The 21,308-nt window shown below is 65.0% G+C and carries 19 protein-coding genes and 1 pseudogene; 6 read left to right on the plus strand and 14 right to left on the minus strand.

Annotation, left to right across the window (positions count from 1 at the left end):
* Window position 1 precedes the first annotated feature (1 nt).
* From gmd to K2U94_RS11005, 5 genes are all read right to left on the minus strand, one after another.
* Complete coding sequence (gmd, locus tag K2U94_RS10985) at window positions 2–1,096, minus strand: GDP-mannose 4,6-dehydratase (protein ID WP_243067253.1); 1,095 nt, start codon at window positions 1,094–1,096, stop codon at window positions 2–4.
* Window positions 1,097–1,390: 294 nt separating this feature from the next.
* Window positions 1,391–3,619, minus strand: a complete 2,229-nt coding sequence (locus tag K2U94_RS10990; protein WP_243067254.1) for a GumC family protein — start codon at window positions 3,617–3,619, stop codon at window positions 1,391–1,393.
* Between the two features lie 42 nt (window positions 3,620–3,661).
* Window positions 3,662–4,996: an outer membrane beta-barrel protein gene (locus K2U94_RS10995; RefSeq protein WP_243067255.1), complete on the minus strand. Its 1,335-nt coding sequence runs from the start codon at window positions 4,994–4,996 to the stop codon at window positions 3,662–3,664.
* Between the two features lie 17 nt (window positions 4,997–5,013).
* The gene (locus K2U94_RS11000; protein WP_243067256.1) at window positions 5,014–5,586 is read right to left on the minus strand and encodes a polysaccharide biosynthesis/export family protein; all 573 of its coding nucleotides are present in this window, start codon (window positions 5,584–5,586) and stop codon (window positions 5,014–5,016) included.
* 92 nt (window positions 5,587–5,678) lie between these two features.
* A complete protein-coding gene (locus K2U94_RS11005) occupies window positions 5,679–6,986 on the minus strand; it encodes a WcaI family glycosyltransferase (protein ID WP_243067257.1) in 1,308 nt (435 codons plus the stop codon).
* A gap of 214 nt (window positions 6,987–7,200) precedes the next feature.
* Between K2U94_RS11005 and surE the strand changes: the two genes are divergently transcribed.
* From surE to K2U94_RS11020, 3 genes are all read left to right on the plus strand, one after another.
* A complete protein-coding gene (gene surE / locus K2U94_RS11010) occupies window positions 7,201–7,953 on the plus strand; it encodes a 5'/3'-nucleotidase SurE (protein ID WP_243067258.1) in 753 nt (250 codons plus the stop codon).
* A gap of 7 nt (window positions 7,954–7,960) precedes the next feature.
* Window positions 7,961–8,653, plus strand: a complete 693-nt coding sequence (locus K2U94_RS11015) for a protein-L-isoaspartate O-methyltransferase family protein (protein ID WP_243067259.1) — start codon at window positions 7,961–7,963, stop codon at window positions 8,651–8,653.
* A 112-nt stretch (window positions 8,654–8,765) separates the two neighbouring features.
* Entirely contained in the window at window positions 8,766–10,355 is a 1,590-nt protein-coding gene (locus K2U94_RS11020) for a peptidoglycan DD-metalloendopeptidase family protein (protein ID WP_243067260.1), read from the plus strand.
* A 93-nt stretch (window positions 10,356–10,448) separates the two neighbouring features.
* Here K2U94_RS11020 and K2U94_RS11025 read toward each other — a convergent pair whose 3' ends face one another.
* From K2U94_RS11025 to K2U94_RS11045, 5 genes are all read right to left on the minus strand, one after another.
* A complete protein-coding gene (locus K2U94_RS11025) occupies window positions 10,449–11,669 on the minus strand; it encodes a molybdopterin molybdotransferase MoeA (RefSeq protein ID WP_243067261.1) in 1,221 nt (406 codons plus the stop codon).
* A gap of 146 nt (window positions 11,670–11,815) precedes the next feature.
* Complete coding sequence (gene moaC, locus K2U94_RS11030) at window positions 11,816–12,304, minus strand: cyclic pyranopterin monophosphate synthase MoaC (protein ID WP_243067262.1); 489 nt, start codon at window positions 12,302–12,304, stop codon at window positions 11,816–11,818.
* Window positions 12,301–13,113 carry an indole-3-glycerol phosphate synthase TrpC gene (gene trpC / locus K2U94_RS11035; protein ID WP_243067263.1) on the minus strand — a complete coding sequence of 271 codons (813 nt, stop codon included), beginning with the start codon at window positions 13,111–13,113 and terminating at the stop codon, window positions 12,301–12,303. Before trpC ends, moaC begins: the two co-directional genes overlap by 4 nt.
* Before the next feature lie 16 nt (window positions 13,114–13,129).
* On the minus strand, window positions 13,130–14,173 hold the full coding sequence (gene trpD, locus K2U94_RS11040) for an anthranilate phosphoribosyltransferase (protein WP_243068851.1): 1,044 nt from the start codon (window positions 14,171–14,173) through the stop codon (window positions 13,130–13,132).
* A gap of 95 nt (window positions 14,174–14,268) precedes the next feature.
* On the minus strand, window positions 14,269–14,868 hold the full coding sequence (locus K2U94_RS11045) for an anthranilate synthase component II (protein WP_243067264.1): 600 nt from the start codon (window positions 14,866–14,868) through the stop codon (window positions 14,269–14,271).
* A 338-nt stretch (window positions 14,869–15,206) separates the two neighbouring features.
* On the opposite strand from K2U94_RS11045, the gene K2U94_RS11050 reads away from it, so the two are divergent.
* Complete coding sequence (locus tag K2U94_RS11050) at window positions 15,207–15,584, plus strand: HesB/IscA family protein (RefSeq protein WP_243067265.1); 378 nt, start codon at window positions 15,207–15,209, stop codon at window positions 15,582–15,584.
* A 60-nt stretch (window positions 15,585–15,644) separates the two neighbouring features.
* Here the strand turns inward: K2U94_RS11050 and K2U94_RS11055 are convergent, their stop codons facing one another.
* Genes K2U94_RS11055 through K2U94_RS11065 form a run of 3 tightly spaced genes read right to left on the minus strand, consistent with a single transcriptional unit; the run spans window position 15,645 to window position 18,194 of the window.
* On the minus strand, window positions 15,645–16,388 hold the full coding sequence (locus K2U94_RS11055) for a methyltransferase domain-containing protein (RefSeq protein ID WP_243067266.1): 744 nt from the start codon (window positions 16,386–16,388) through the stop codon (window positions 15,645–15,647).
* Entirely contained in the window at window positions 16,378–17,004 is a 627-nt protein-coding gene (locus tag K2U94_RS11060) for an alpha/beta fold hydrolase (RefSeq protein WP_243067267.1), read from the minus strand. Before K2U94_RS11060 ends, K2U94_RS11055 begins: the two co-directional genes overlap by 11 nt.
* The gene (locus K2U94_RS11065; RefSeq protein WP_243067268.1) at window positions 17,001–18,194 is read right to left on the minus strand and encodes an aminotransferase class I/II-fold pyridoxal phosphate-dependent enzyme; all 1,194 of its coding nucleotides are present in this window, start codon (window positions 18,192–18,194) and stop codon (window positions 17,001–17,003) included. Before K2U94_RS11065 ends, K2U94_RS11060 begins: the two co-directional genes overlap by 4 nt.
* 161 nt (window positions 18,195–18,355) lie before the next feature.
* Here K2U94_RS11065 and bioB point away from each other — a divergent pair.
* Window positions 18,356–19,336 (plus strand): annotated as a pseudogene (gene bioB / locus K2U94_RS11070) (biotin synthase BioB); the annotation flags it as partial.
* A 17-nt stretch (window positions 19,337–19,353) separates the two neighbouring features.
* Here the strand turns inward: bioB and K2U94_RS11075 are convergent.
* Complete coding sequence (locus K2U94_RS11075) at window positions 19,354–20,619, minus strand: adenosylmethionine--8-amino-7-oxononanoate transaminase (protein ID WP_243067270.1); 1,266 nt, start codon at window positions 20,617–20,619, stop codon at window positions 19,354–19,356.
* Here K2U94_RS11075 and bioD point away from each other — a divergent pair.
* The gene (gene bioD / locus K2U94_RS11080; RefSeq protein ID WP_243067271.1) at window positions 20,612–21,274 is read left to right on the plus strand and encodes a dethiobiotin synthase; all 663 of its coding nucleotides are present in this window, start codon (window positions 20,612–20,614) and stop codon (window positions 21,272–21,274) included. The two genes, K2U94_RS11075 and bioD, sit on opposite strands and share 8 nt — an antisense overlap.
* Window positions 21,275–21,308 lie beyond the last annotated feature (34 nt).

The raw sequence follows: 21,308 nt of genomic DNA on the forward strand, positions 1-21,308 counted from the left end.
TTCAACCGACGGCGTGAAAGGCCCGCGCCGGGGCCGGGGGGCTCGCGCCCCTCATCTCGTCGAGGTCGTTGCGCACCATTTCGACGATCATGTCCTCGAGTCCGGTCTTCGCCTCCCAGCCAAGTTTTCTCTTCGCCTTGCTTGGGTCGCCCATCAGCAGATCGACTTCGGTGGGACGGAAATAATGGGGGTCCACTTCGACGAGGACGCGGCCGGTGTCGGCGCAGAGGCCCTGCTCCCGCGCGCCCGATCCGCGCCACTCGATCACGGCGCCGGTCGCGGCGAAGGCCAGTTCGGCGAAATAGCGCACGCTTTCCGTGCGCCCGGTGGCGAGCACGTAATCGTCGGGCTCGGACTGTTGCAACATGCGCCACATGCCTTCGACATAATCGCGGGCGTGGCCCCAGTCGCGCCGGGCTTCGAGATTGCCGATATAGAGGCGGTCCTGAAGGCCGAGCTTGATCGCAGCGGCCGCGCGGGTGATTTTTCTGGTGACGAAAGTCTCGCCGCGCAGGGGGCTTTCGTGGTTGAACAATATGCCGTTGGAGGCATGGAGCCCGTAAGCCTCGCGGTAATTCACCGTCATCCAGTAGGCGTAGAGCTTGGCCGCCGCATAGGGCGAGCGGGGATTGAACGGCGTCCCCTCGTTCTGAGGCGTCTGCCGAACCTTGCCGTAAAGCTCCGAGGTCGAGGCCTGGTAGAATCGGGTTTTTTGCGAGAGGCCCAGGAGCCTGATCGCCTCCAGGAGCCGCAGCGTTCCGATTCCGTCGGCGTTGGCGGTATATTCGGCGGTTTCGAAACTCACCTGGACGTGCGACTGGGCGGCGAGATTGTAGATTTCGTCGGGCTGAATTTCCTGGACGATGCGGATGAGATTGGTCGCGTCGGTCAGATCGCCGTAATGCAGCACGAAGCGCCGGTTGCTTTCGTGCGGATCCTGGTAGAGATGCTCGATTCGCTCGGTATTGAAGGATGAGGACCGCCGTTTGAGGCCGTGAACGACGTAGCCCTTGTCGAGGAGCAGTTCCGCGAGATAGGCGCCGTCCTGCCCCGTGACGCCCGTGATGAGCGCGACTTTTTCGTGAGATTTTGGCATGAGCGGCGTTCTGCCCGGTAATTTTCGTTAAATTATTTCAGCTGGCGTTTTGCCTGGCGGGCGCAGCCCCAAATTCGCGATCCGCAGGCTGGATCGATTTGAAGACAAATATTTGTCGGCAGGCAACGTACTCGCCGGTTGCATTTTCGTAACCTGCTGGCGTTCATCCGAGATGACGATCGCGTATCCTGCGCCGAAGAAACGAAACGCGCTGATGGCCTTTGCCTCCGACTGTCGAAAGCGGGAATGCTCCGTCAAGTTTTCGACTATCGCCGTTATTTTTCCGACCGCCGCTCAGCTCTCGTAATAATTATGGTAGCCCTTGCTCGAAAAATGCGCGTAGCGACCTGATTGCGGGGCTTTGCTTTCTTCGATGCGGTTCAGCAGCACGCCGGCGATCTTGCCGTCGCCGCGGATGGCGTCCACGCAATGGGCGACGATTTCGCGTTGGGTTGTGCGCCAGCGCACGACATAGACGATTTTTTCGACCAGCTGCGCCAGCACTTTAGCGTCGATCACCGGGGCGACCGGGGCGGAATCAAGAAAGACGCAATCGAAATTTTCGCGCAGGCCGGCAAGATATCGCCGCATCCGCTCGGAGCCGAGCAGGTCGGGGGATGCGGTTGTTTTCGTTCCCGCCGGGATCACAGTCACGCCGTCGATGTCATGCGCGATTTCGTCTTCGCTCGCCTTGCCGAGCAGGAAGTCGGCGAGGCCGGGGCGGTCGGCGAGCTGGAAAAATCTGGTCACGACGGGATGGCGGAGATCGGCGTCCACCAGCGCGACCTTCAGGCCGGCGCGCTGGGCGGAAAAGGCCAGCGACAAAGCCGCCGTCGTCTTGCCTTCGCGCGGGATGGTCGAGGTGACGAGAATGACTTTCGGCGGATTGTCCAGATCGACCATGCGCAGGCCGACCCGCACGGCGCGAAGCGCTTCCGCATAGCGCGACGAAGGTTTCTGGACGCCATAGGCGGCGGGTTCGAGCGCCTTGCCGCCGATGACGCGCTCGCGCGCCTTGAGCGCCGGCGCCGCGCCCAGCACCGGAAGGCCGAGCTTGTCCTCGATTTCGCCTGGCGTGAGGAAGCCTTTCTCGAGCATGTCGCGCGCGACGCCCGCGCCGATTCCGAGCAGGGCGCCGACGATCATCGCCAAGACCTCGGATGAGGTCTTTTTGGGGAAGGAGGGGACGACCGGGTCGACTGCGGGCGAGATCACGCGCGCCTCGGGCTGTTCGAAATTGGACTGTTCCTGCGCGATCCGCGAACGGGTCAGAAAATCGTCGTACATCGCCTTGTTGGCGGCGTTGATGCGCTCGAGTTCGTGGAGGCGGAGGCCGACGGAATCGTCGAGGCCGTTGGCGGCCGCGGCTTTCTGGATGCTCAGTCGCAGCGAGGCTTCGCGGGCCGCGGCTATGTCGAAATCGTTCTTGAGATCGGTGACGATGCGCTTGATTTCGCGCCCGATCGAGAGCCGGATCGCGCCGCGTTCGGCCACCACTTTGACAACCTCCGGATTGCCCCCGGAATAGCGGGCGCGCAGATCCGCCTCGCGCCGGGCGACGTCGGCTTCCTGGCTGCGCAATTGCGTAATCAGGGTCGAACTCACGACGTCGGGAATCGTGTCGGGATCGCCGCCTTCCTTCATAATCGCCGCCGCCTGATTATATTTGGCGCGCGCTTCGGCGGTCTCCGTGTGCAATTCGGCGAGCTTCGCGTTCATTTCGGCGAGCTGCTGTTCGCCGATGGTGAGCTTGCCGTCGCTGGAGGCCGAGATCAGATTGTGTTTGCGCCGGAAGTCGGAAACGGCCTGGTCGGACGCGCGGACCTGTTGCGAAATCGCCTCCAGGCGCTCGGAAAGCCAGGCCGAAGCCTTGCGCGCGCCTTCGTAGCGGGCGGCCAATTGGTCCGAAATATAGACATTGGCGATGGCGTTGGCGACGCGTACAGCGCGATCGGGCGTCGCGGCCGTGACCGAAACGATGAGGACATAAGTGTGGTTGAAGCGCCGAACGTCGAGGGCTTCCGACAGATTGCCGATCGCGATCAGCTCCTCGGGCGGAATTTTGTCCGCCCCGTCCGCCACCCCCGGCGCGGCGCCCCCAAGGTCGGGGCCGCGAAGGAAATTGATCATTCGCGACAGGATATTGGGCTTGTGCGGCCGGCCGAATTCCGGGTCCCTCGTCAGGTCGGCGGCCGCCACCACGTGACGCAGCAAGGTGACGGAGCGCAGGACGCTGATCTGGCTGTCGATATTGGCCGTCTCCAGGCTGAACTCCGGCAGGATCGACTCGCCGAAAGCCTTGTGGCCGGCGGGATCGAGCAGAATCTGGGCGGTCGCGGTATAGAGCGGCTTGACCGTGAGCAGCCCGACCAGGGTCGCGGCCATGGTCATGAACGTAACAGCGACGATCGTCGTCCAGCGGCGTTTGAGAAAATCCTGAATACGGCGCAAATCGAGCGCGTCCTCCGCCGACGGCGCGCCGGCAGGGCTTTGATCCAGGAACTGGAGATCGAGCATGTTCATGGGACTTCGTACGCGAAGCTTAACGCATGTGTAGCGCTAAGATCAATAACGATATCTAAGGCCGATCGACGTGATATTGCTTGCATAGGACGCGGGCGTATAGGATGAGTTGAGTACAACCTGCCGCGTGCAGAGCGAGGCGACCAGTTTGCTGCTGATGTAATAATTAAGCGTCGCGCCGAGGTTGAAACTGTCGTCGCGTCTCGTGCTGTTGGAAAAAGCGTCATGGCCATAGCCGGCGTTGAGGGAAAGGCTCCAGCGGTGGTTCGGGGCGTAATGGACGCCGAGCGTCGCCGTCAGCGTCTTGACCGCGGAGGGAAGGGGATTTGCCGGCGTGACGAAGTCCTGGGTCGCGATCGTCTCGTCGAGCGTTCCCGAAAAGCTCAAATAAGCGCGCGGCGACCAGACGAGCCGCCCGCCGATCACCGGGTCGGATACGTCGCCGATCAATCGGCTTTTGTAATCCTGCGCCTGATAACCGGCGAAGATTTCGCCCATCGTCAGGCCGAAGCGCAGGCTGCCGAGGCCGATGGTCTGGCGGTAGCCCTGCGAGGCGCTTTCGGGCGAGTTATAGGTGTTCCGCCAGTTCACGGACGTGTCCGAGAAAAGATAGAACACCGGGCCGATGTCGAACCCGAACCTCTGCCGGACCAGCGTTTCCGCATAATCGCGATAGGACTGGGGAAGACTCGCGCCATCGGTCAAGGTCGCGTTGTCATATTGCCTGTTCGATAAGGCGACGGTGGTATTGGAGAAGACGCGATCGAAGGATTTGAACGCCGCCGCGCTGATTTTGTAGGTATTGTCGTAGATGGGAAGAAAGGTGACGGTGTTGAGCGCGCCGCCGCCATTCGACAGATCCTCGCTGCGCGTGATTCCGCCGGCGAAATTGAAGACGAGGTCACGCCGCGCCTCCCATAAATGCTGAAAACCCAAGCGCCCGACGACGAAATCTGCGTCAGGATGCTGGAAATAGTTTGTCGTCGTCAGGGTTCCGTAAATCGCGGTGTTCTGGACGCCTTGATCGCGGGTGGCCACGATGGTCGGCGTGACGTTCCAGGCGCCGTCGGCGATTTTTTGATTATTCGTGTTGAGCAGGTTGTCGTTGAAGGAAAATCCCGAATAGAGCATCGGGTAGAGCCGCCACTCGCCGACCGGCAGGCCTTGATAATCCTGCGCGGCGGGCAGGAAGGGGTTTCCCGGCAGGCTGGCCTGCCTTGCCAGAAAGACGTTGGCGTCTGGAACGGAAACGCTGAGCGGCAGGGGCGTCGGAATTTCCTGGGCGTTTGCCGCGCGGCCGGCGAGGGCCAGCAATGCGACGGCGAGGAGCGCGGCGCGGGCGCTTTTCATCGCTTCGATTTTGGGAGGAGCGGGCATGGCCGGCGCGGGCTTTTTCAGAAATAGCGTTCCGGCACGCGAATGAGATCGCCCGGATAGACCGGGATGTCCGCCGACAGGGGATAGGATTTCTGCTGCTTTTCTCCCGCGCGCTGGATGATGATCGTGTTGTCGCTGGCGCGATAGGTCTGGCCGCCGGCGACCGCGATCGCCCGCAGCACGTTCAGGCCGCTCACATAAGGATAATCGCCGGGTTTCTGGACCTCGCCGAGAATGTAAAACGGCCGGTAGGACAGGACATCCACCGTCACCCTCGGGTCGATCAGCGACGTGGAGCGCAGCCGGGCGGTCAACGCGCGCTGCAATTCGGCGGGCGACTTGCCTGCCGCCTTGATCGCGCCCGCGAGCGGCAGGGCGACGTCGCCCGAGGGTTCGATGACATATTCGCCGGAAATCTTGTCCTCGCCATAGACATTGATCCGCAGCTTGTCGCCGGACTGGAGCGTGAGGCGCGCGTGCGCCTGCGTCGCGGCCGCGGGATCGCCGGGAATGACATCGTCATTGGCGCATCCGGCCAAGAGCGCGGCGAACAGGGAAAACGCGACAAGAACTCGTAACTTCTGAAACATGTGACGCACGCTTTGACGCGGATTCTTGTGATTGGCGCGGGGAAGCCGACGCTTCCCTTGCGTATAGCCAGAGACCCCTGCGCCGGTTTGGTTCATTCGGGCATTGTCTGGAACTCGGTCTGCAGCGGGCGGGCCTCCGGACGCGGCGGCCCGCCGCGGATCGCCGCCTCGAATTCGGCAAGGATGGTTTCCGCGCTGAAGAGCTTCGCCAGTTCCCGGCTGCGCTCCGAAAGCGCGCGCAAATCCTGGCGCATGGCCGTCTTGATCGCGTCGGCGAGCGCGGGGGCGTCCTCGGGCGGGGTGAGGAAGGCGGCGTCGCGTAAAATTTCGCCCAGTTCCGAATCCGGTTCGGCGGTGGCGGCCACCGGCCGGCCGCTTGCCAACATTCCCGCCAGTTTCGACGGCAGCACGAGATCGGCGGACGACCTGAGTTGCGGCAGCACATGAAGATTGGCGAGATTGAGCAGGTCGTTGAGAAACTCGGCCGGCTGGAGCGGCAGGAAGGAGACGTTGTCGAGGCCGCGGCACCGTTCGACCATGCGCGCTTTTTCCGGCCCCTCGCCGGCGATGACGAAATGCAGTTTTTCCTCGTTGCGGCAGAGCCGCGCCGCCTCGATGACGACATCGAGCGCCTGTTTCTTGCCGATATGGCCGCTATAGAGCGTGACGAAAGTCCCGGGCGCCAGTCCCAGCGCCGCGCGGTAGGGGTTGGGGGCGTCGTCGGGCAGGGGACGGACGGCGTCAAGATCGACCCAATTGCGGAAAACGACGCATTTGGCGCCGGCGACGCCCTTGCGCAGCAGGGCGTCCCGCATTTTATGCGAGATGGTCGCCGTCAGGTCGAAGGCGCGCAACAGCCGGCTTTCCAGCGCCAGCGCGATTTTGCGCAGGAACTCGCCGCGCAGGTGAATGGCGAAGGCGGCGTCGATTTCGAGATCCTGGACATGGGCGATGGCGCGGGCGCCGGTCAGCTTCGCCGCCGCCAGCGCGGCGGGGAACGAGGCCATGGCAGGCTCGACGCAGAAGACGACGTCCGGCCGCGTCCAGAGAATCCGGAAGAACACGAGGGGCGCGGCGAACAAGGCGAAAGTGAGCGGAGCAGCCACGCGCCAGAACACGCCGCCCCGGGCCCTGGTGAGAATCGGGCAGCGCCAGACATCGACGCCCCGGATGTTTTCCCTCTGATATTTCAGCGCGTGATAAGGCGCGGCGACCGTCCAGCCGGGATAATGCGGCGGCGCCGCGACCACCTCGACCGTGTGGCCCTGGCCGGCGAGGGAGAAGGCCAGTTCCCCGGCATATTTGCCGACGCCGATCGTTTCCGGATAAAAATTCGCGACATGGATGAAAATCTTCGAGGCGCCGGCCGGCGGGGCGGCGCCTTGCGCCTTTGCCGGCAAGGGACGCGCGCTGAAATTTCGAGAATTGGGAAACCACATGCGCGCCAAGGGTATGCCTCTGATTTTCGTTTCCGCCCACCGCGCAGCAGGCTTCCCCATGGCGTGATTTTTTTCTACGTCATCGCGGGTTGTATTTCGGCCCCAAAAAAGCTGTTTCACGTCGAGGCCCGCGCTATAAGGCGACGCGGGCGGACTTCGAATCGGACAGGCGGCGATGCGCATTCTCATCACCAATGACGACGGCATTCACGCGCCGGGCCTTAAAGTGCTGGAGCGAATCGCCAAGGCGCTGGCCGAAGACGTGATGGTGGTGGCGCCGGAATCCGACCAGTCGGGCGTGGCCCATTCGCTTTCGCTGTCCGACCCTCTGCGCCTGCGCAAGATCACCGACCGCCATTTTGCGGTGAAGGGCACGCCGACCGATTGCGTGATCATGGGCGTGCGCAAGCTGATGATCGACGCGCCGCCGGATCTGATCCTCTCCGGCGTCAACAGGGGCCAGAACGTCGCCGAGGACGTCACTTATTCCGGCACCATCGCCGGGGCGATGGAAGGCACGCTGCTGGGCATTCCCTCCATGGCGCTGTCGCAATGCTATTCGCAGGCGGGCGCCTTCTTTGAATGTGCTGAGGCTCACGCGCCGGGCCTGATCCGCAACGTGGTTGCGCGCGGCCTGCCGCCGGGCGTGCTGGTGAACATCAATTTCCCCGCCTGCGAACCTTCGGCGGTGCAGGGCGTCACGCTGGCGCGGCAGGGAAGGCGCGAACAGGAGTTGATGAAGATCGAAGCGCGTTTCGACGGGCGCGGCAATCCTTATTACTGGATCGCCTTCGAGCGCCCGCAGTTCACAGCGGGCGAGGGCACTGATCTCGAAGCCGTGGCGCAGAACCGCATTTCCGTCACGCCGCTGCGGCTCGACCTGACCGACGAACCGGCGCTCGCCCATTTCGCCGGCGCGTTCGGCTGAGGTTTGCATGGAGCCGCCCCAGAGCGCATTTCCCACGGTTGGGGTTTCGGCGCAGTCGCGGGCGGAAGCCAAGGCCCAATTGCTGATGCGGCTGCGCGCGCGGAGCGACGTCGATCTCGCCTTGCTGCGGGCGATGGAGGCCGCGCCGCGCGAGAATTTCGTCGACCTGGCCTATGCCGATCTTGCCCTGCGCGACGTCGCCGTGCCCTTGCCCTTCGGCCAGACGATGGAGGCGCCCTCGGCGCTGGCGCGGATGATCGCGGCCCTCAACCCCCGCCCTGACAGCCGCGTCCTCGAAATCGGCGCGGGCTCCGGCTATTCCGCCAAGGTCCTGTCTCTGCTCGCGCGCGAAGTGGTCAGCGTCGATTGTTTCGAGCGGCTGGCGCTCGACGCGCGCGGCCGGCTGGAATTGCTGGGCGTCGCCAACGTGGCCGTGGTCTGGGCCGATTGTTTCGAGATTTCTCCAGCTTACGGGCTCTTCGACCGCATTCTCATCCATGGCGCGATCGACGAGGTCCCGGCGAATATTGCGGGCGCCCTCGGGGAGGGCGGGGTGATGGCGGCGGCGAGCCGGCGCGCCGGCGAGGAGGCCTGTGAACTCATGCGATTCACCTGGTCCGTAACGGGCGGACTCGATGCGCAAAGCCTCGGGCCGTGGCGCGCCCAGCGCCTGCTGCGCGGCCTGTTCAGCGAACGTTAAGGCTAATAGATTGCTAATGAGCGTGTTTTGCTGAACAACGATTCATCTTAAACGCTCCTTTAACCCCGTTCCGCTTAAATCGACGCTGTTGGTTAAAGCGTGGGTGGGCGTGATGAAGGATAGGGTGAAGAATTCCGGAGGCGCAATCCGGGTGGCCCTGATCGGCGTGGCCACGATCCTGTTGGGCGGATGTTCCGAGACCGGCCAGTTCGGCAATTCATTCGGGGCGCCATACGCCAGCGCCAGGGTCGATCGGACGCCGACAGGTTCGGTAAACGAACCGCAGTCGCCAACGTCGCAAGTTTCGAGCTTCTTCAAGGAAGCCTTCCGGCCCTTCGGCGACAAGCCCGCCGCGCCGCCGCCTCCTGAGCGGCGCCATTACGCCGCTCGGCATCCAGCGCAAGCCTATGATCATCCAATCCCGCCGGCTCCCATCGCCAGCGCGCCTCTTGCTCCGCCGTCGCAGGTCGCGAGCTATCCCGCGCCTGCTCCGACCTATGCGCCGGCGCCGCGCCCGACCTATGCCTTGCGCACCAATCCCAACGCTATCGGCGGCTGGAGCGCCGACGGCGGGACGCCGATCGTCGTCGCCCAGGGCGAGAGCGCCGAAATCCTCGCCCAGCGCTATGGCGTGCCGGTCTCGACTTTGCTCACGCTCAACGGCTACGCCCCCCGCGCCCGCCTGGAGCCGGGATCGCGGTTGACGATTCCGGTTTATCAGGCCCGCGGCGCGCGAGTTGCGGAGGCGCCGGCGCCCTATCGTGCGCCTGAACCGGCGCGGTCCACCGAATCCCATCGTTTTGGCGCGCATTCGCTCGTCGGCGAGGAACTGGCGCAGACGAGGCGCGCCGATCGCATGGATTGGAGCAAGGGCAAGGCGCCCGCCCGGACTGCCACGCGGTCTGCCGCCGACGCCCGAAATTTGGACGAAGCGGCCCGCCGCGCCGACAAGAAGGCCAAGCTCGCCGAGGAAAAGGCGGCTCAGGCGCATCTGGCTCAGATGAAGGCCGAGAAGGAAAAGGCTCGCTTCGCCAGGACCGGGGGGGGCATGCACGCCGCCGAAGCCGAGAAAAAGGTGGCTGAGGCGAAGGCGGCGCGCGAGGCTGCGCGTCTTGCGGCGAAGGAAGCGCGGGCCGCGCGCGAGGCGCAAGTGCGCGAAGCCAAAGCGAAAGCCGCCGAGGCGGCCAAGGTCGCGCAGGCGCGGCAGACTCCGGCCGGAATCAAGGAGACCACCAAAGTCGCCAAAAGCGAAAATTTGCCGGCGCCGAAGGCCGACAGGAACCCGACGGCGAGCCTGCCGCCGCAGAGCGCTTCCGCTTCGGCGGATTCCGCCAATCCCGAATTCCGCTGGCCGGCCCGCGGCCGCGTGATCCAAGCCTTCGGCACGGGCGGCAATGACGGCATCAATATCGCCGTGCCCGAAGGCACCCAGGTCAAGGCGGCGGAAAATGGCGTGGTCGCCTATGCCGGCAGCGAACTCAAGGGCTATGGCAATCTCGTGCTGATCCGCCACCCCAATGGCTTCGTCACCGCCTATGCCAACAATGGCTCGCTGGAGGTGCATCGCGGAGAGACGGTCAAGCGCGGACAGGTCATCGCGCTCTCCGGCCAGAGCGGCAATGTCGCCTCGCCCCAGCTCCATTTCGAGCTGCGCAAGGGCTCCAAGCCGGTCGATCCCTCGAAATATCTGGCCGGATTGTAAGTTCCTCCCCTCAACCGCGAGACACGGAAGGGAAGGCGATGGGGCGGCGGGGTCCAATGAAAGGCCCTGCCGCCCCGACATCGTTCCGGAATGTCAGGCTCCCAGGCGCAGGATGCGCAGGAGTTCGCCCGCCGCGCAGGGCGGCGCATGTTCGGCGCGGACGATCAGGGCCTGCGAATGAGCGAGAACGGAATTGAGGGACGAATCCTGATCCGGCTGGGGCGTCGCGACGAAGCGGCCGTCGGCGTTCTGAGCCAAAGTCGCGCGCACATATTCGCGGCGGGGGCCGCCAGCCGGCAGCGCGGCGCCGGCGAGAGCCGGCTCGCTGCGGTCGGCGCCGGCCAGCGAGTCGCCGCATAGGGCGCGGATCAGGGGCCTCAAGAATAATTCCCCGCACACGGCGGCGGAAACCGGATTGCCCGGCAGGCCAAGCACGCGCATCGGGCCGATAAGGCCATGGATCAGCGGCTTGCCGGGCTTCATGTTGACCTTCCAGAATTGGAGATCCATGCCTTCGCGGGCCAGCGCCCCGCGCACGAGATCGCGGTCGCCGACCGAAGCGCCGCCGATGGTGACAAGAATGTCGGCGGCCTGAACCCGGGCGCGGCCGATCGCGGCCTCGATGTCGTCGAGATGGTCGGTGGCGATGCCGAGATCGATCGCCTCGCCGCCAGCCGCGGCGACGAGGCCGAGAACGGCGAAGGCGTTGGAGGCGACGATCTGGTCCGGCCCGCGCTCCTCGCCCGGCGGGGTGAGTTCGTCGCCGGTTGAGAGCACGGCGACGCGCGGCTTGCGCGTCAGCGGCAGATGGGCGTGGTCGGCCGAGGCGGCGAGGGCGACATCGGCGGGGCTGAGGCGCCGACCGGCGCGCAGAATGATCTCGCCATCGCGGAAATCGATGCCGGCGGCGCGAATGTTGCGGCCCTGCCTGACGGGCGCCCTGGCGACGACATGATCGCCGGCGCGTTCGGCCTCTTCCTGGATCAGCACGCTGTCGGCGCCCTGAGGAATCGGCGCGCCGGTGAAGATCCGCACAGCCTCGCCTGGGTCGCAGCGGCGTTCGAAGCCGCGCCCGGCGGCGGATTCGCCGATCACTTTGAGAGGCCCCTTGGCGGCGTCTTCGGCGCGAAGGGCATAGCCGTCCATGGCGGAGAGCGGTTTGGGCGGCTGGGTGCGCCGCGCGGCGACGTCGCGCGCGAGAGTGCGCCCGAAACAAAGCGCGAGCGGAGTGTCTTCAATCTCCAGCGGCGCCACGCCGGCGAGAATGGCGGCGAGGGCCTCTTCGACGGAGAGGGGCGGCTTTTTTTCGCTCATGGCGGATAGGTCTCACGGGTTCTCTGCGCAGGAACGCCGCCTGCGCCGTCATTGCGCGCGAAGGGAAGCAATCCATGCAATCCTTCGCCAGTTTGATAGGCGGATTGGTTCGCGACGTCCGCAATGACAGAGTGTAACGGTTCTTATTATTCTCGAAAATAATCGCCGGATTTGCCGCCGGTTTTCTCGGCGAGGACGACGCCTTCGATCCGCATGGCGCGATCGGCGGCTTTCAGCATGTCGTAGATGGTCAGGCAGGCGACCGAGACGGCGGTCAAGGCCTCCATTTCGACTCCCGTTTCGCCGACGACCTTGGCCCGCGCCGCGACCCTAAGGCCGGGCAGGGAAGGGTCAGGCGAAATCTCCACCTCGATCTTGGTCAGATTGAGCGGATGGCAGAGCGGAATGAGTTCATGGGTGCGCTTCGCGGCCATGATCCCGGCGATGCGCGCCGTTGCGAAGACGTCGCCCTTCTTCGCTTGCCCGGAAAGGCAGAGAGCCAAGGTTTCGGGCGCCATGGCCACCGCGCCGCGCGCCAATGCCTCGCGCGCCGTGCGCGGCTTGGCCGAGACATCGACCATATGCGCCTCGCCCGCCTCGTTGATGTGGGTGAGGCGGGGCTCGTCCGCGGTCATGCCGGCTGGGCGGCGGCGACGCCGGTGAGCAGGCGGCGCGTGGCTTCGGTCAGATCGGTTTGTCGCATCAAGGATTCGCCGACCAGGAAGGTGTGGACGCCGGCCTTTTGCAGGCGCGCAATGTCCATATGGGTGGAAATTCCGCTCTCGGCGACGATGAGACGGTCTTTGGGCGTGCGCGCCGCGAGGCGTTCGCAATTTTCGAGCGAAACGGTGAAATCGCGCAGGTTGCGGTTGTTGATGCCGACGAGTCGCGTCTCCAGCGCCAAAGCGCGGTCGAGTTCGGCCTCGTCATGGGCCTCGACCAGCACGTCCATATGGAGGTCGTGGGCGGCGGCGTTGAGCGCCTTGGCTTCCGCGTCCTTGACGCAGGCCATGATGATGAGGATGCAATCGGCGCCGGCGGCGCGCGCCTCATAGACCTGATAGGGGTCGAACAGGAAGTCCTTGCGCAGGGCGGGCAGATGGGTCGCGGCGCGGGCCTCGGTGAGATCGTCGAGCTTGCCCTGGAACGAGGGGCCGTCAGTGAGGACCGAAAGGCAGGTCGCGCCGCCCGCCTCATAGGCGCGGGCAAGCGCCGGCGGGTCGAAATCCGCCCGGATCAGGCCCTTGGACGGGCTGGCCTTCTTGACCTCGGCGATCAGCGCCGGCAGGCCGGCCTCGACCCTGGCTTCGATCGCGCGAAGGAAGCCGCGCGGAGGGTCGCGGTCATGAACCTTGCGCTCCAAAGTCGCCAAGGGCATGCGAACCTTGGCCTCGGAGATTTCCGTCCGCTTGTAAGCTTCGATTTTTCGCAATATGTCCGACATTTTTCGACCTTAGCGCCTATTTCGCCGGCTGTGTACTTGGGTTTTCGTCCTCGTTGGAAATTCTTATCAGATTCTCCAGGGTTGCGCGCGCCCTGCCGCTGTCCAGCGCCTCCCCGGCGAGACGAAAGCCCGTCGCGAGGTCCGCGGCCTTGCCCGCCACGACCAGGGCGGCGGCGGCGTTGAGCGCGGCGATGTCGCGATAGGCGTTCCTGGCGCCGTCGAGCACAGCGCGCAAGGCGGCGGCGTTATGGGCGGGATCTCCGCCGCGCAAATCATTGAGGGTAGCGTGCTTTACGCCGACTTCCTCAGGCGTGATCTCAAATCGCCGCAGCGCGCCATGTTCGAGCGCCAGAACCTTGGTCGGGCCGGTGGTCGTGACCTCGTCGAGCCCATCCGAACCGTGGACGATCCACACCACCTCGGCGCCGAGCGCGTCGAGGACTTGCGCGATCGGCTCCATCCAGCTTTCCGAAAAGACGCCGATCAAGGCGCGCCGGACCCCGGCGGGGTTGGACAAGGGCCCGAGCAGGTTGAACAAGGTGCGGGCGCCGAGTTCGCGCCGCACCGGCGCGACATGGGCCATGGCGGCGTGATGGGCCTGCGCCGTCATGAAGCCGATCTGAGCCTCGCGCAGGCTGCGCTCGATGATGTTCGGCGCGATGCCGATGCGCACGCCGAGTTCGGACAGAACGTCGCTCGCCCCGGAAAGAGAAGAGGCGGCGCGATTGCCGTGCTTGGCGACGGGCACGCCGCAGGCCGCGACGATCAGCGAGGCGAGGGTGGAAATATTATAGGTCTGGGCGCCGTCGCCGCCGGTCCCCACAATATCGATGGCGCCTTCCGGCGCCTGGACCTTCAGCATTTTGGCGCGCATGGTCGCGACCGCGCCGGTCATTTCGTCCAAGGTCTCGCCGCGCGCGCGCAGGCCCATGAGGAAGGCGCCCGTCTGCGCCGGGGTCGATTGGCCGGACAGCAGCAGGTCGAAGGCGGCCTCGGCCTCCTCCCGGCTGAGCCGGGCGCCGGAGGCGAGCTTGGCGAGGAAGGGCTTGAAGGCGTCCATAGCTATAAAACCAACGGTATCCGCGCCGACCAGCGCGGCGCCGGCTGACGCCGGCTGACGCCTTTGCTTCTGCGCCAGAAGCAAAGGCAAATGATTCACTTTCGCTTGGCGGCGTTCCACGCTTTCGCCAGATCGAGGAAATTGCGCAGCATGGCGTGGCCGTGCTCCGAGGCGATGCTTTCAGGGTGGAACTGCACGCCATGGGTCGGCCGGGTGAGATGGCTCAGGCCCATGATCAGCCCGTCGCCGGTCTGGGCGGTGACGGCCAGTTCGGTCGGCAGCGAGTCGCGGCGCACGACGAGCGAATGATAGCGCGTGGCCTTGAACGGGGTGGGCAGGCCGTGGAAGACCATCTCGCGCTCATGGAAAATATCGGCGACCTTGCCGTGGACGGGCTGGGGCGCGCGCACGACGTCGCCGCCGAAGGCTTCGCCGATCGCCTGATGGCCGAGACAGACGCCGAAGATCGGGATGCGCGCGCTGGCCGCGCGGATCAGGTCTAGGCAGACGCCAGCCTCATGCGGCGTGCATGGACCGGGCGAGAGCACGATGCAATCCGGCTCCTCGCCCGCGATCTCCTCGACGCTCGCCTGATCGTTGCGCAACACCTTCACCCTGGCGCCGAGTTCGCCGAGGTAATGCACCAGATTGAAGGTGAAGGAATCGTAATTGTCGATCAGCGTGACGGATGTCATGGAACCCTCGGCCCGGGCGGGGCAGTTGAACCTCTATTGAGCGTAAGGCCCGGCGAAGTCAACGATGGCAAGCCATGAGAGCGGTTGGCGTACGCCAGAGCAACCGCAGCCATGAGAGCGGTTGGCGTACGCCAGAGCAACCGCAGCCATGAGAGCGGTTGGCGTACGCCGGAGCAACTAAAGCCATGAGAGCGGTTGGCGTACGCCAGAGCAAACGCAATCATGAGAGCGGTTGGCGTATGCCGGAGCGACCGCGCCTTTAATCCGCGCCGGAGCGATGTTATATTCGCAAAATCGAAATATTTCGCCGGAGCTTGAACCGGTTGAAAGGGAGCAAGATGTCGGGTCGCGCAATCATGGAACTGACGGACGCCGCCGCCGAGCGCGTCCGCAAACTGGTCGAAAACGCCGACGGCAAGGCGGTGGGCCTGCGTATCGGGGTCAAGAACGGCGGCTGCGCCGGCATGTCCTATACGGTGGAAATGGCGGAGGACGTGCGGCCGGGAGAAACCCTGGTCGAGGACAAGGGCGCGAAAGTGCTGATCGACCCCAAGGCGCTGCTGTTCCTGATCGGGGCCAGGATGGATTTCGCCGTCACCAAATTGTCCGCGACCTTCACTTTCGACAATCCCAACGAAACCGCATCCTGCGGCTGCGGCGAATCGGTGTCATTGACGCCGGTCGATGAAAGCGTCCTCAAGGCGTTTGCGAACTGACGCTCGAGGACTTCACGAAATTCCGACTCCGGCTCTCGCCAAACCTCGTCCAGGTTGGTTTCAGGAGTCGCCCAGCGCAATAAAGCCTATCCGATAGGTCACGTTGAAGTTCCTGTTAGCCTTCGTCAGGATGCGTCGCATCGCGCTCGCGGGCGCGGGTTTCACGCCAGGTCGGTGCTTTTGCGCGCCAGCGTCCTTGAGCGCACGGAGAAAGGCCCGCGCATCCGGATAAGACGCGGAAAAATCGGACAAATGAATTTCCGCGCCTAACCCTTCGGCGAAATCCTGCGGTGGAAAGGCCCAGACCGCATCTTCCATGCCCGCCGCGCGAGTCAGTTCGCGCCATTCGCGCAGACTGCCCTCGACCGGCGCCGCCACGCAGAGCAGGCCGCCGGGCGCGAGATGCGCCCGCCACGCGATCAGCGCCGCGCGCGGATCGTCGAGCCAATGCAACATCATGCTCGACAGGATCAGGTCGTAGCGCGGCAGGTCTTCCAACTGGCGCGCGTCGCGCGCGATCGTCGTGACGCCCGGGAATTTGGCCCGCAGCCGGCGCAGCATGGCGGGCGCGGCGTCGAGCGCTGTCAGCTCCACTTCGGGCCATTGGGTCCGCGCGAAGCCGATGACATGGCCGGCCCCGGCGCCGAGGTCGAGAATGCTGCGCGGCGGCCCCGTCAGCAGGCTGGCGGCGCGGGAGACCAGGGCGCGCGCGACCTCGCGCTGGACGGGCGTGGCCGAATCATAGGTTTCGGCCGCCGCGTCGAAGGCCGCGACGATCGCATTCCGGGGGACGTCAGAAGTCATGAGCGCGCAGGAAGGCGGCAATCTGTCCGGCGCAGAATTCCGGCGCGGTCCAGGGCAGGCCGTGGCCGCCGGTTTCATGCAGCGCCAGCGCGCCACCCGAGATTTCCGCCAGCCGACGGGACGCGGCGGCCGGCGCGAGCGTGTCATTCTCGGCGCCGAGCACGAGAACCGGCCTGCCGCCGACGAGCGGTGTGGCGTCGAAGTCGCGCAGCAGGTCGAGCCCGTCCATGAGGCGCTCCTCCTGCGCCTCTCCCGGCGCGGGCGCGAGGCCAAGGGCAGCGCGAAAATTGTCGGCGCAGGCTTTGGCGTCGCGCTCCAGGGCCTGGCGCATCGCGCGCAGCGCGGCGGGCTCGACGCAGCCCTCGCCGGCGGCGTCGAGGCAGAAACGGGCGAAGGAATTGATCGCGACGAGGCCCGCCCAGTCGCCTCTTTGCCTCAAGCCCCAGAGCAGGCCGGCGGAATGGCCGACGAGAATGTCGCCGCTCGGCAAAGGCGGAATGTCCGGCGCGCCGAAATAGCCGAGATCGACGCGGATCTGCGGCGCCGGCAGCAGCGGCGCCAGCGCGTCCCAGCTTTCCGGGCCAAGGGCCCAGCCATGGATGAAGACCAGCCTCATGCCGCCGCTCCTCCATATTGGGGCGCGAATTCAGCCAGAGCCGCGATGAGCGCGTCAATTTCCTCCAAGGCGTGGGCGGCGCTCAATGAAATGCGCAAGCGGCTCGCGCCCTGCGGCACGGTCGGCGGGCGAATGGCGGCGACCAGCAGGCCGCGCCGCTCCAATTCGCCGCCGAGCGCAAGAGTCTCTTCCTCGGCGCCGACGATCACCGGCACGATCTGGCTCGCGCTCGCCCCGCAGTTCCAGCCCTGCGCCCGCAGCGCCGCGCGCAGCTTTCGCCCGCGCGCCAGAAGATCCTGGCGCTCCCGCTCCATTTGCGGGACAAGGGTCAGGGCGGCGTCGATCGCGCCGAGCGTGGCGGGCGGCAGGCCAGTGCTATAGACGAGGCCGCCGCAGCGCTGGATCAGAAAGTCGCGGATGTCTTCGCCGCAGGCGAGATAGGAGCCGAAGCCGCCTAGCGCCTTGCCGAAGGTGCCCATGGCGACATCGACCAGATCGGCGAAATCTTCGCATAGCCCATAGCCGCGCGCGCCGAAAACGCCGGTGGCGTGGGCTTCGTCCACATAGAGCAGGGCCGCGAATTCCCGCGCCAAAGCGCCGATGCGGGCGAGGTCGGCGATGTCGCCGTCCATGCCGAACACGCTTTCGGTGACGATGACGCAATATTCGCCCTTGGCCGTGCGGGCGCGCAGAAGTTTTTCGAGATGGTCGCAATCATTGTGCTGGAAGCGCATCAGCCGCGCGCCGGACAGCAATGCGCCTTGCAGCAGGGAATGATGGGCGAGGCGGTCGGCCAGAATGGTTGTCGGGCGGCCCGTGATCTCCGGGTCGGCCAGGGCCGCGAGCGCCGTCAGGTTGGTCTGGTAGCCGGCGGCCATGACCAGAGCCGCGGGCTGGTTCTTGGCGGCGGCGATTCGCGCCTCCAGCGCGGCGAATTCGGGGTTCTCGCCGGTCACCAGCCGCGAGGCGGCGACGCCCGCGCCATATTTTTTCGCATAAGCGCAAGCGGCCTCGATCAGGGCCGGATGCTGGCTCAGGCCCAGATAATCGTTGCTCGCGAAATTGACCAGTTCGCGTCCGTCGCGGACGATGCGGCCCGCGGGCGCGAGGGCGGCCGTGCGCAAAGCGCGCAGGCGGTTCTGCGCCGTTCGGGCGTCGCAATAAGCGCGGTAAACAGGAGTTTTTGCCATTTGCGGTCATTCTGATAAGACAGCGGGATGACGAATGCCAGCGGCCTATGAAAAGGGCGATGGCATCCGCGCCGACTGGCGCGGCGCCGGCTGACGCCGGCGGGCGCCTTTTCTTCCGGCGGGTCGGAAGAAAAGGCAAAATTATAAGTCACGGGAACGTCATGACGATCAATCCGCAGATTTCCGGGAAGACTCCGGTCCGCCACGACTGGACGCAGGAAGAGATCGAGGCCCTTTTCGCCCTGCCGCTGCTCGACCTCGTGCATCGCGCGCAAAATGTTCACCGTCAATATCACGACGACACCATCCAACTCGCGAGCCTGCTGTCGATCAAGACCGGCGGCTGCGCGGAGGATTGCGGCTATTGCCCGCAGAGCGCCCATCACGCCAAAAAGACAGGGCAGACCAAGGAGACCATGTTCGACGTCGAGGACGTGCTCGCCCGCGCCCGTGTCGCCCGGGAAGCCGGCGCCTCGCGTTTCTGCATGGGCGCGGCATGGCGCTCGGTGCGCGACGGCAAGGAATTCGATTCCGTGGTCGATATGGTCAAGGGCGTGCGGGCTCTGGGCATGGAGGCCTGCGTGACGCTCGGCATGTTGCAGCCGCATCAGGCCCAAAAACTCGCCGAGGCCGGCCTTACCGCCTATAACCACAATCTCGACACCAGCCCGGAATTTTACGGCGAGATCGTCTCGACCCGCACCTATCGGGAACGGCTGGAGACATTGGGCCATGTCCGCGCCGCCGGAATCGAAATCTGCTGCGGCGGCATTATCGGCATGGGTGAAAAGGAATTCGACCGCGCCTCACTGCTGCGTGTGCTCTCCGAAATGAATCCGCATCCCGAAAGCGTGCCGGTCAATGCGCTCGTCGCAGTGCGCGGCACGCCGATGGAGGGCCGCGCGCAGGTGGACGCCTTCGACATGGTGCGGATGATCGCGGTGGCGCGCATCGTCATGCCGAAATCGCGGGTGCGGCTTTCCGCCGGCCGCGCCGAAATGAGCGCCGAGGCTCAAGCTTTGTGCTTCATGGCCGGGGCCAATTCGATCTTCTATGGCGAGAAGCTTTTGACCACGGCCAATAACGACGCCGAGGCCGACCGCGCGCTAATCGACCGCTTAGGGCTCAAAGTCCAGGAGATTCAGGAGCGCAACGCCCATTACGATCTCGACAGCCATCCCGGCAGCGTCGAACAAATGCCTGAGGTCAGGGCGGCGAGCTGAACTTCCGCAATGGTGAAGGCGGGCGTCAGATAGACGATGTCGCCGAACGGGCGGATCCAGAGGCCCTGTTCGGCGAATGTCGCTCTTAAGCTCGCCGCATCGCCGAGCGTGGCGCATTGCACGGCGCCAATCGCGCCTTTGACCCGCACATCGAGCACGCCGGGGATTTTGGCGCAGGGCGCGAGCCCCTCGCGCAGAAGCGACTCGATTCGCGCGACCTGTTCCAGGCGTGGTTCGATCTCGAACAGGTCGAGCGAGGCGTTGGCGGCGGCGCAGGCCAAAGGATTGGCCATGAAGGTCGGGCCGTGCATCAGGGCGCGAGCCGGATCGTCGGAGAGAAACGCCTCGTAAACATGGGGCCGCGCAAGCGTCGCCGCGAGCGACAGCGCGCCCCCGGTCAGGCCCTTGCCGAGACAGAGAATGTCCGGCGTCACGCCAGCCTGTTCGCAGGCGAAAAGCGTGCCGGTGCGGCCGAAGCCGACAAAAATTTCGTCCGCGATCAGCAGCACGCCTTGGCGGGCGCAGGCGTCGGCCACGCGGCGCAGGGTTTCGGGCGCATGGAATTTCATTCCGCCCGCGCCCTGGACAAGAGGCTCGATCAGCACCGCTGCGATTTTTTCTTTTTCCCGCGCAAGCAGGTCGTCGAAGGCCTGTTCGGACGCTTCATCGACCGGCAGTTCGGCGAGAATCTGCTTCGGCAGATAATCCTTGAACAGGCTGTGCATCGATTCGTCGGGATCGCAGACCGACATGCAGGCCATGGTGTCGCCGTGATAGCCGTAGCGGAACGAAACCATGCGCGGGCGGCTCCGGCCCTGGTTGAGCCAATATTGCACCGCCATTTTCATCGCTACTTCGACCGCCACCGAGCCGCTGTCGACGAAAAAAACGTGATTCAGGTCGCCGGGTGTCTTTTCCGCCAGCCGTGCGGCTAGTTTGAGCGCCGGTTCGTGGACCAACCCGCCGAACATCACATGCGGCATGCGTTCTAGTTGCTCGCGGAGCGCCGCCAGAATATGGGGATGGTTGTAGCCGTGGCAGGCGGTCCACCAGCTGGCGATCCCGTCTATCAGTTCGTGGCCGTCGGCGATGCGGATCAGCGCGCCTTGGGTCGAGACCGCCTTTAAGGGCTGGCGGGCGGTCTTCATCTGGGTATAAGGCAGCCAAAGATGTTCGAGCAGGTCGTTCGCGGGCATGGCCATAAAATATTTCATCACTTCGACCGGCACCGGGATCGGCAAGACCTATGTCACCACGGCGCTGATCCGGCTGGCGCGTTCGAAAAACATGAGCGTCGCCGCCTATAAGCCCGTCATCTCGGGCTTCGACAAGCAGGAAATCGCGGGGTCGGATACGGGAGAAATCCTCGCCGCGCTCGGCGAGGCGCCGACGGAGGAAAATGTCGCGCGCGTCTCTCCCTGGCGCTTTGCCGCGCCACTCGCGCCGAACATGGCGGCGCGGGCGGAGGGGAAAACACTTGATTGTGACGCTATTTTGTCCCTTTCACTCAGTGCCTTACAGGAAAACGCCGATCTCGTTCTGATCGAAGGCGTCGGCGGGGTGATGGTCCCGCTGGACGACAAAAAAACCGTGCTCGACTGGATCGTCGCCGCCGGCGCCCCGGTCGTTCTGGTAGTCGGCGATTATCTCGGCACGATCAGCCACACGCTCACGGCAGTCGAGGCCTTGCGCGCAAGGGGCGTGAAGATTGCCGCCCTTGTCGTCAGCGAGAGCGGCGAGGCGACCGTCTCGTTCGACGACACATTGGCGGAAATCGCGCGCTGGACCGCGCCGTTACGCGTGCTTGGCCTGCGGCGTGACGCCGGCGGCGATGCTTTGGCGCCGTTGCTGGCTTGAGCAGGCCTCAAGAACCGTCATCTATGGACGGCTG

It is taken from the genome of Candidatus Rhodoblastus alkanivorans, from assembly GCF_022760755.1.
Classification (GTDB): domain Bacteria; phylum Pseudomonadota; class Alphaproteobacteria; order Rhizobiales; family Beijerinckiaceae; genus Rhodoblastus; species Rhodoblastus alkanivorans.

Coding starts and splice junctions, on each gene's coding strand:
- gmd (WP_243067253.1), bottom strand. CDS start 1,096: ATGCCAAAATCTCACGAAAAAGTCGCGCTCATCACGGGCGTCACGGGG.
- K2U94_RS10990 (WP_243067254.1), bottom strand. CDS start 3,619: ATGAACATGCTCGATCTCCAGTTCCTGGATCAAAGCCCTGCCGGCGCG.
- K2U94_RS10995 (WP_243067255.1), bottom strand. CDS start 4,996: ATGCCCGCTCCTCCCAAAATCGAAGCGATGAAAAGCGCCCGCGCCGCG.
- K2U94_RS11000 (WP_243067256.1), bottom strand. CDS start 5,586: ATGTTTCAGAAGTTACGAGTTCTTGTCGCGTTTTCCCTGTTCGCCGCG.
- surE (WP_243067258.1), top strand. CDS start 7,201: ATGCGCATTCTCATCACCAATGACGACGGCATTCACGCGCCGGGCCTT.
- K2U94_RS11015 (WP_243067259.1), top strand. CDS start 7,961: ATGGAGCCGCCCCAGAGCGCATTTCCCACGGTTGGGGTTTCGGCGCAG.
- K2U94_RS11020 (WP_243067260.1), top strand. CDS start 8,766: ATGAAGGATAGGGTGAAGAATTCCGGAGGCGCAATCCGGGTGGCCCTG.
- K2U94_RS11025 (WP_243067261.1), bottom strand. CDS start 11,669: ATGAGCGAAAAAAAGCCGCCCCTCTCCGTCGAAGAGGCCCTCGCCGCC.
- moaC (WP_243067262.1), bottom strand. CDS start 12,304: ATGACCGCGGACGAGCCCCGCCTCACCCACATCAACGAGGCGGGCGAG.
- trpC (WP_243067263.1), bottom strand. CDS start 13,113: ATGTCGGACATATTGCGAAAAATCGAAGCTTACAAGCGGACGGAAATC.
- trpD (WP_243068851.1), bottom strand. CDS start 14,173: ATGGACGCCTTCAAGCCCTTCCTCGCCAAGCTCGCCTCCGGCGCCCGG.
- K2U94_RS11045 (WP_243067264.1), bottom strand. CDS start 14,868: ATGACATCCGTCACGCTGATCGACAATTACGATTCCTTCACCTTCAAT.
- K2U94_RS11050 (WP_243067265.1), top strand. CDS start 15,207: ATGTCGGGTCGCGCAATCATGGAACTGACGGACGCCGCCGCCGAGCGC.
- K2U94_RS11055 (WP_243067266.1), bottom strand. CDS start 16,388: ATGACTTCTGACGTCCCCCGGAATGCGATCGTCGCGGCCTTCGACGCG.
- K2U94_RS11060 (WP_243067267.1), bottom strand. CDS start 17,004: ATGAGGCTGGTCTTCATCCATGGCTGGGCCCTTGGCCCGGAAAGCTGG.
- K2U94_RS11065 (WP_243067268.1), bottom strand. CDS start 18,194: ATGGCAAAAACTCCTGTTTACCGCGCTTATTGCGACGCCCGAACGGCG.
- bioD (WP_243067271.1), top strand. CDS start 20,612: ATGGCCATAAAATATTTCATCACTTCGACCGGCACCGGGATCGGCAAG.
- K2U94_RS11075 (WP_243067270.1), bottom strand. CDS start 20,619: ATGGCCATGCCCGCGAACGACCTGCTCGAACATCTTTGGCTGCCTTAT.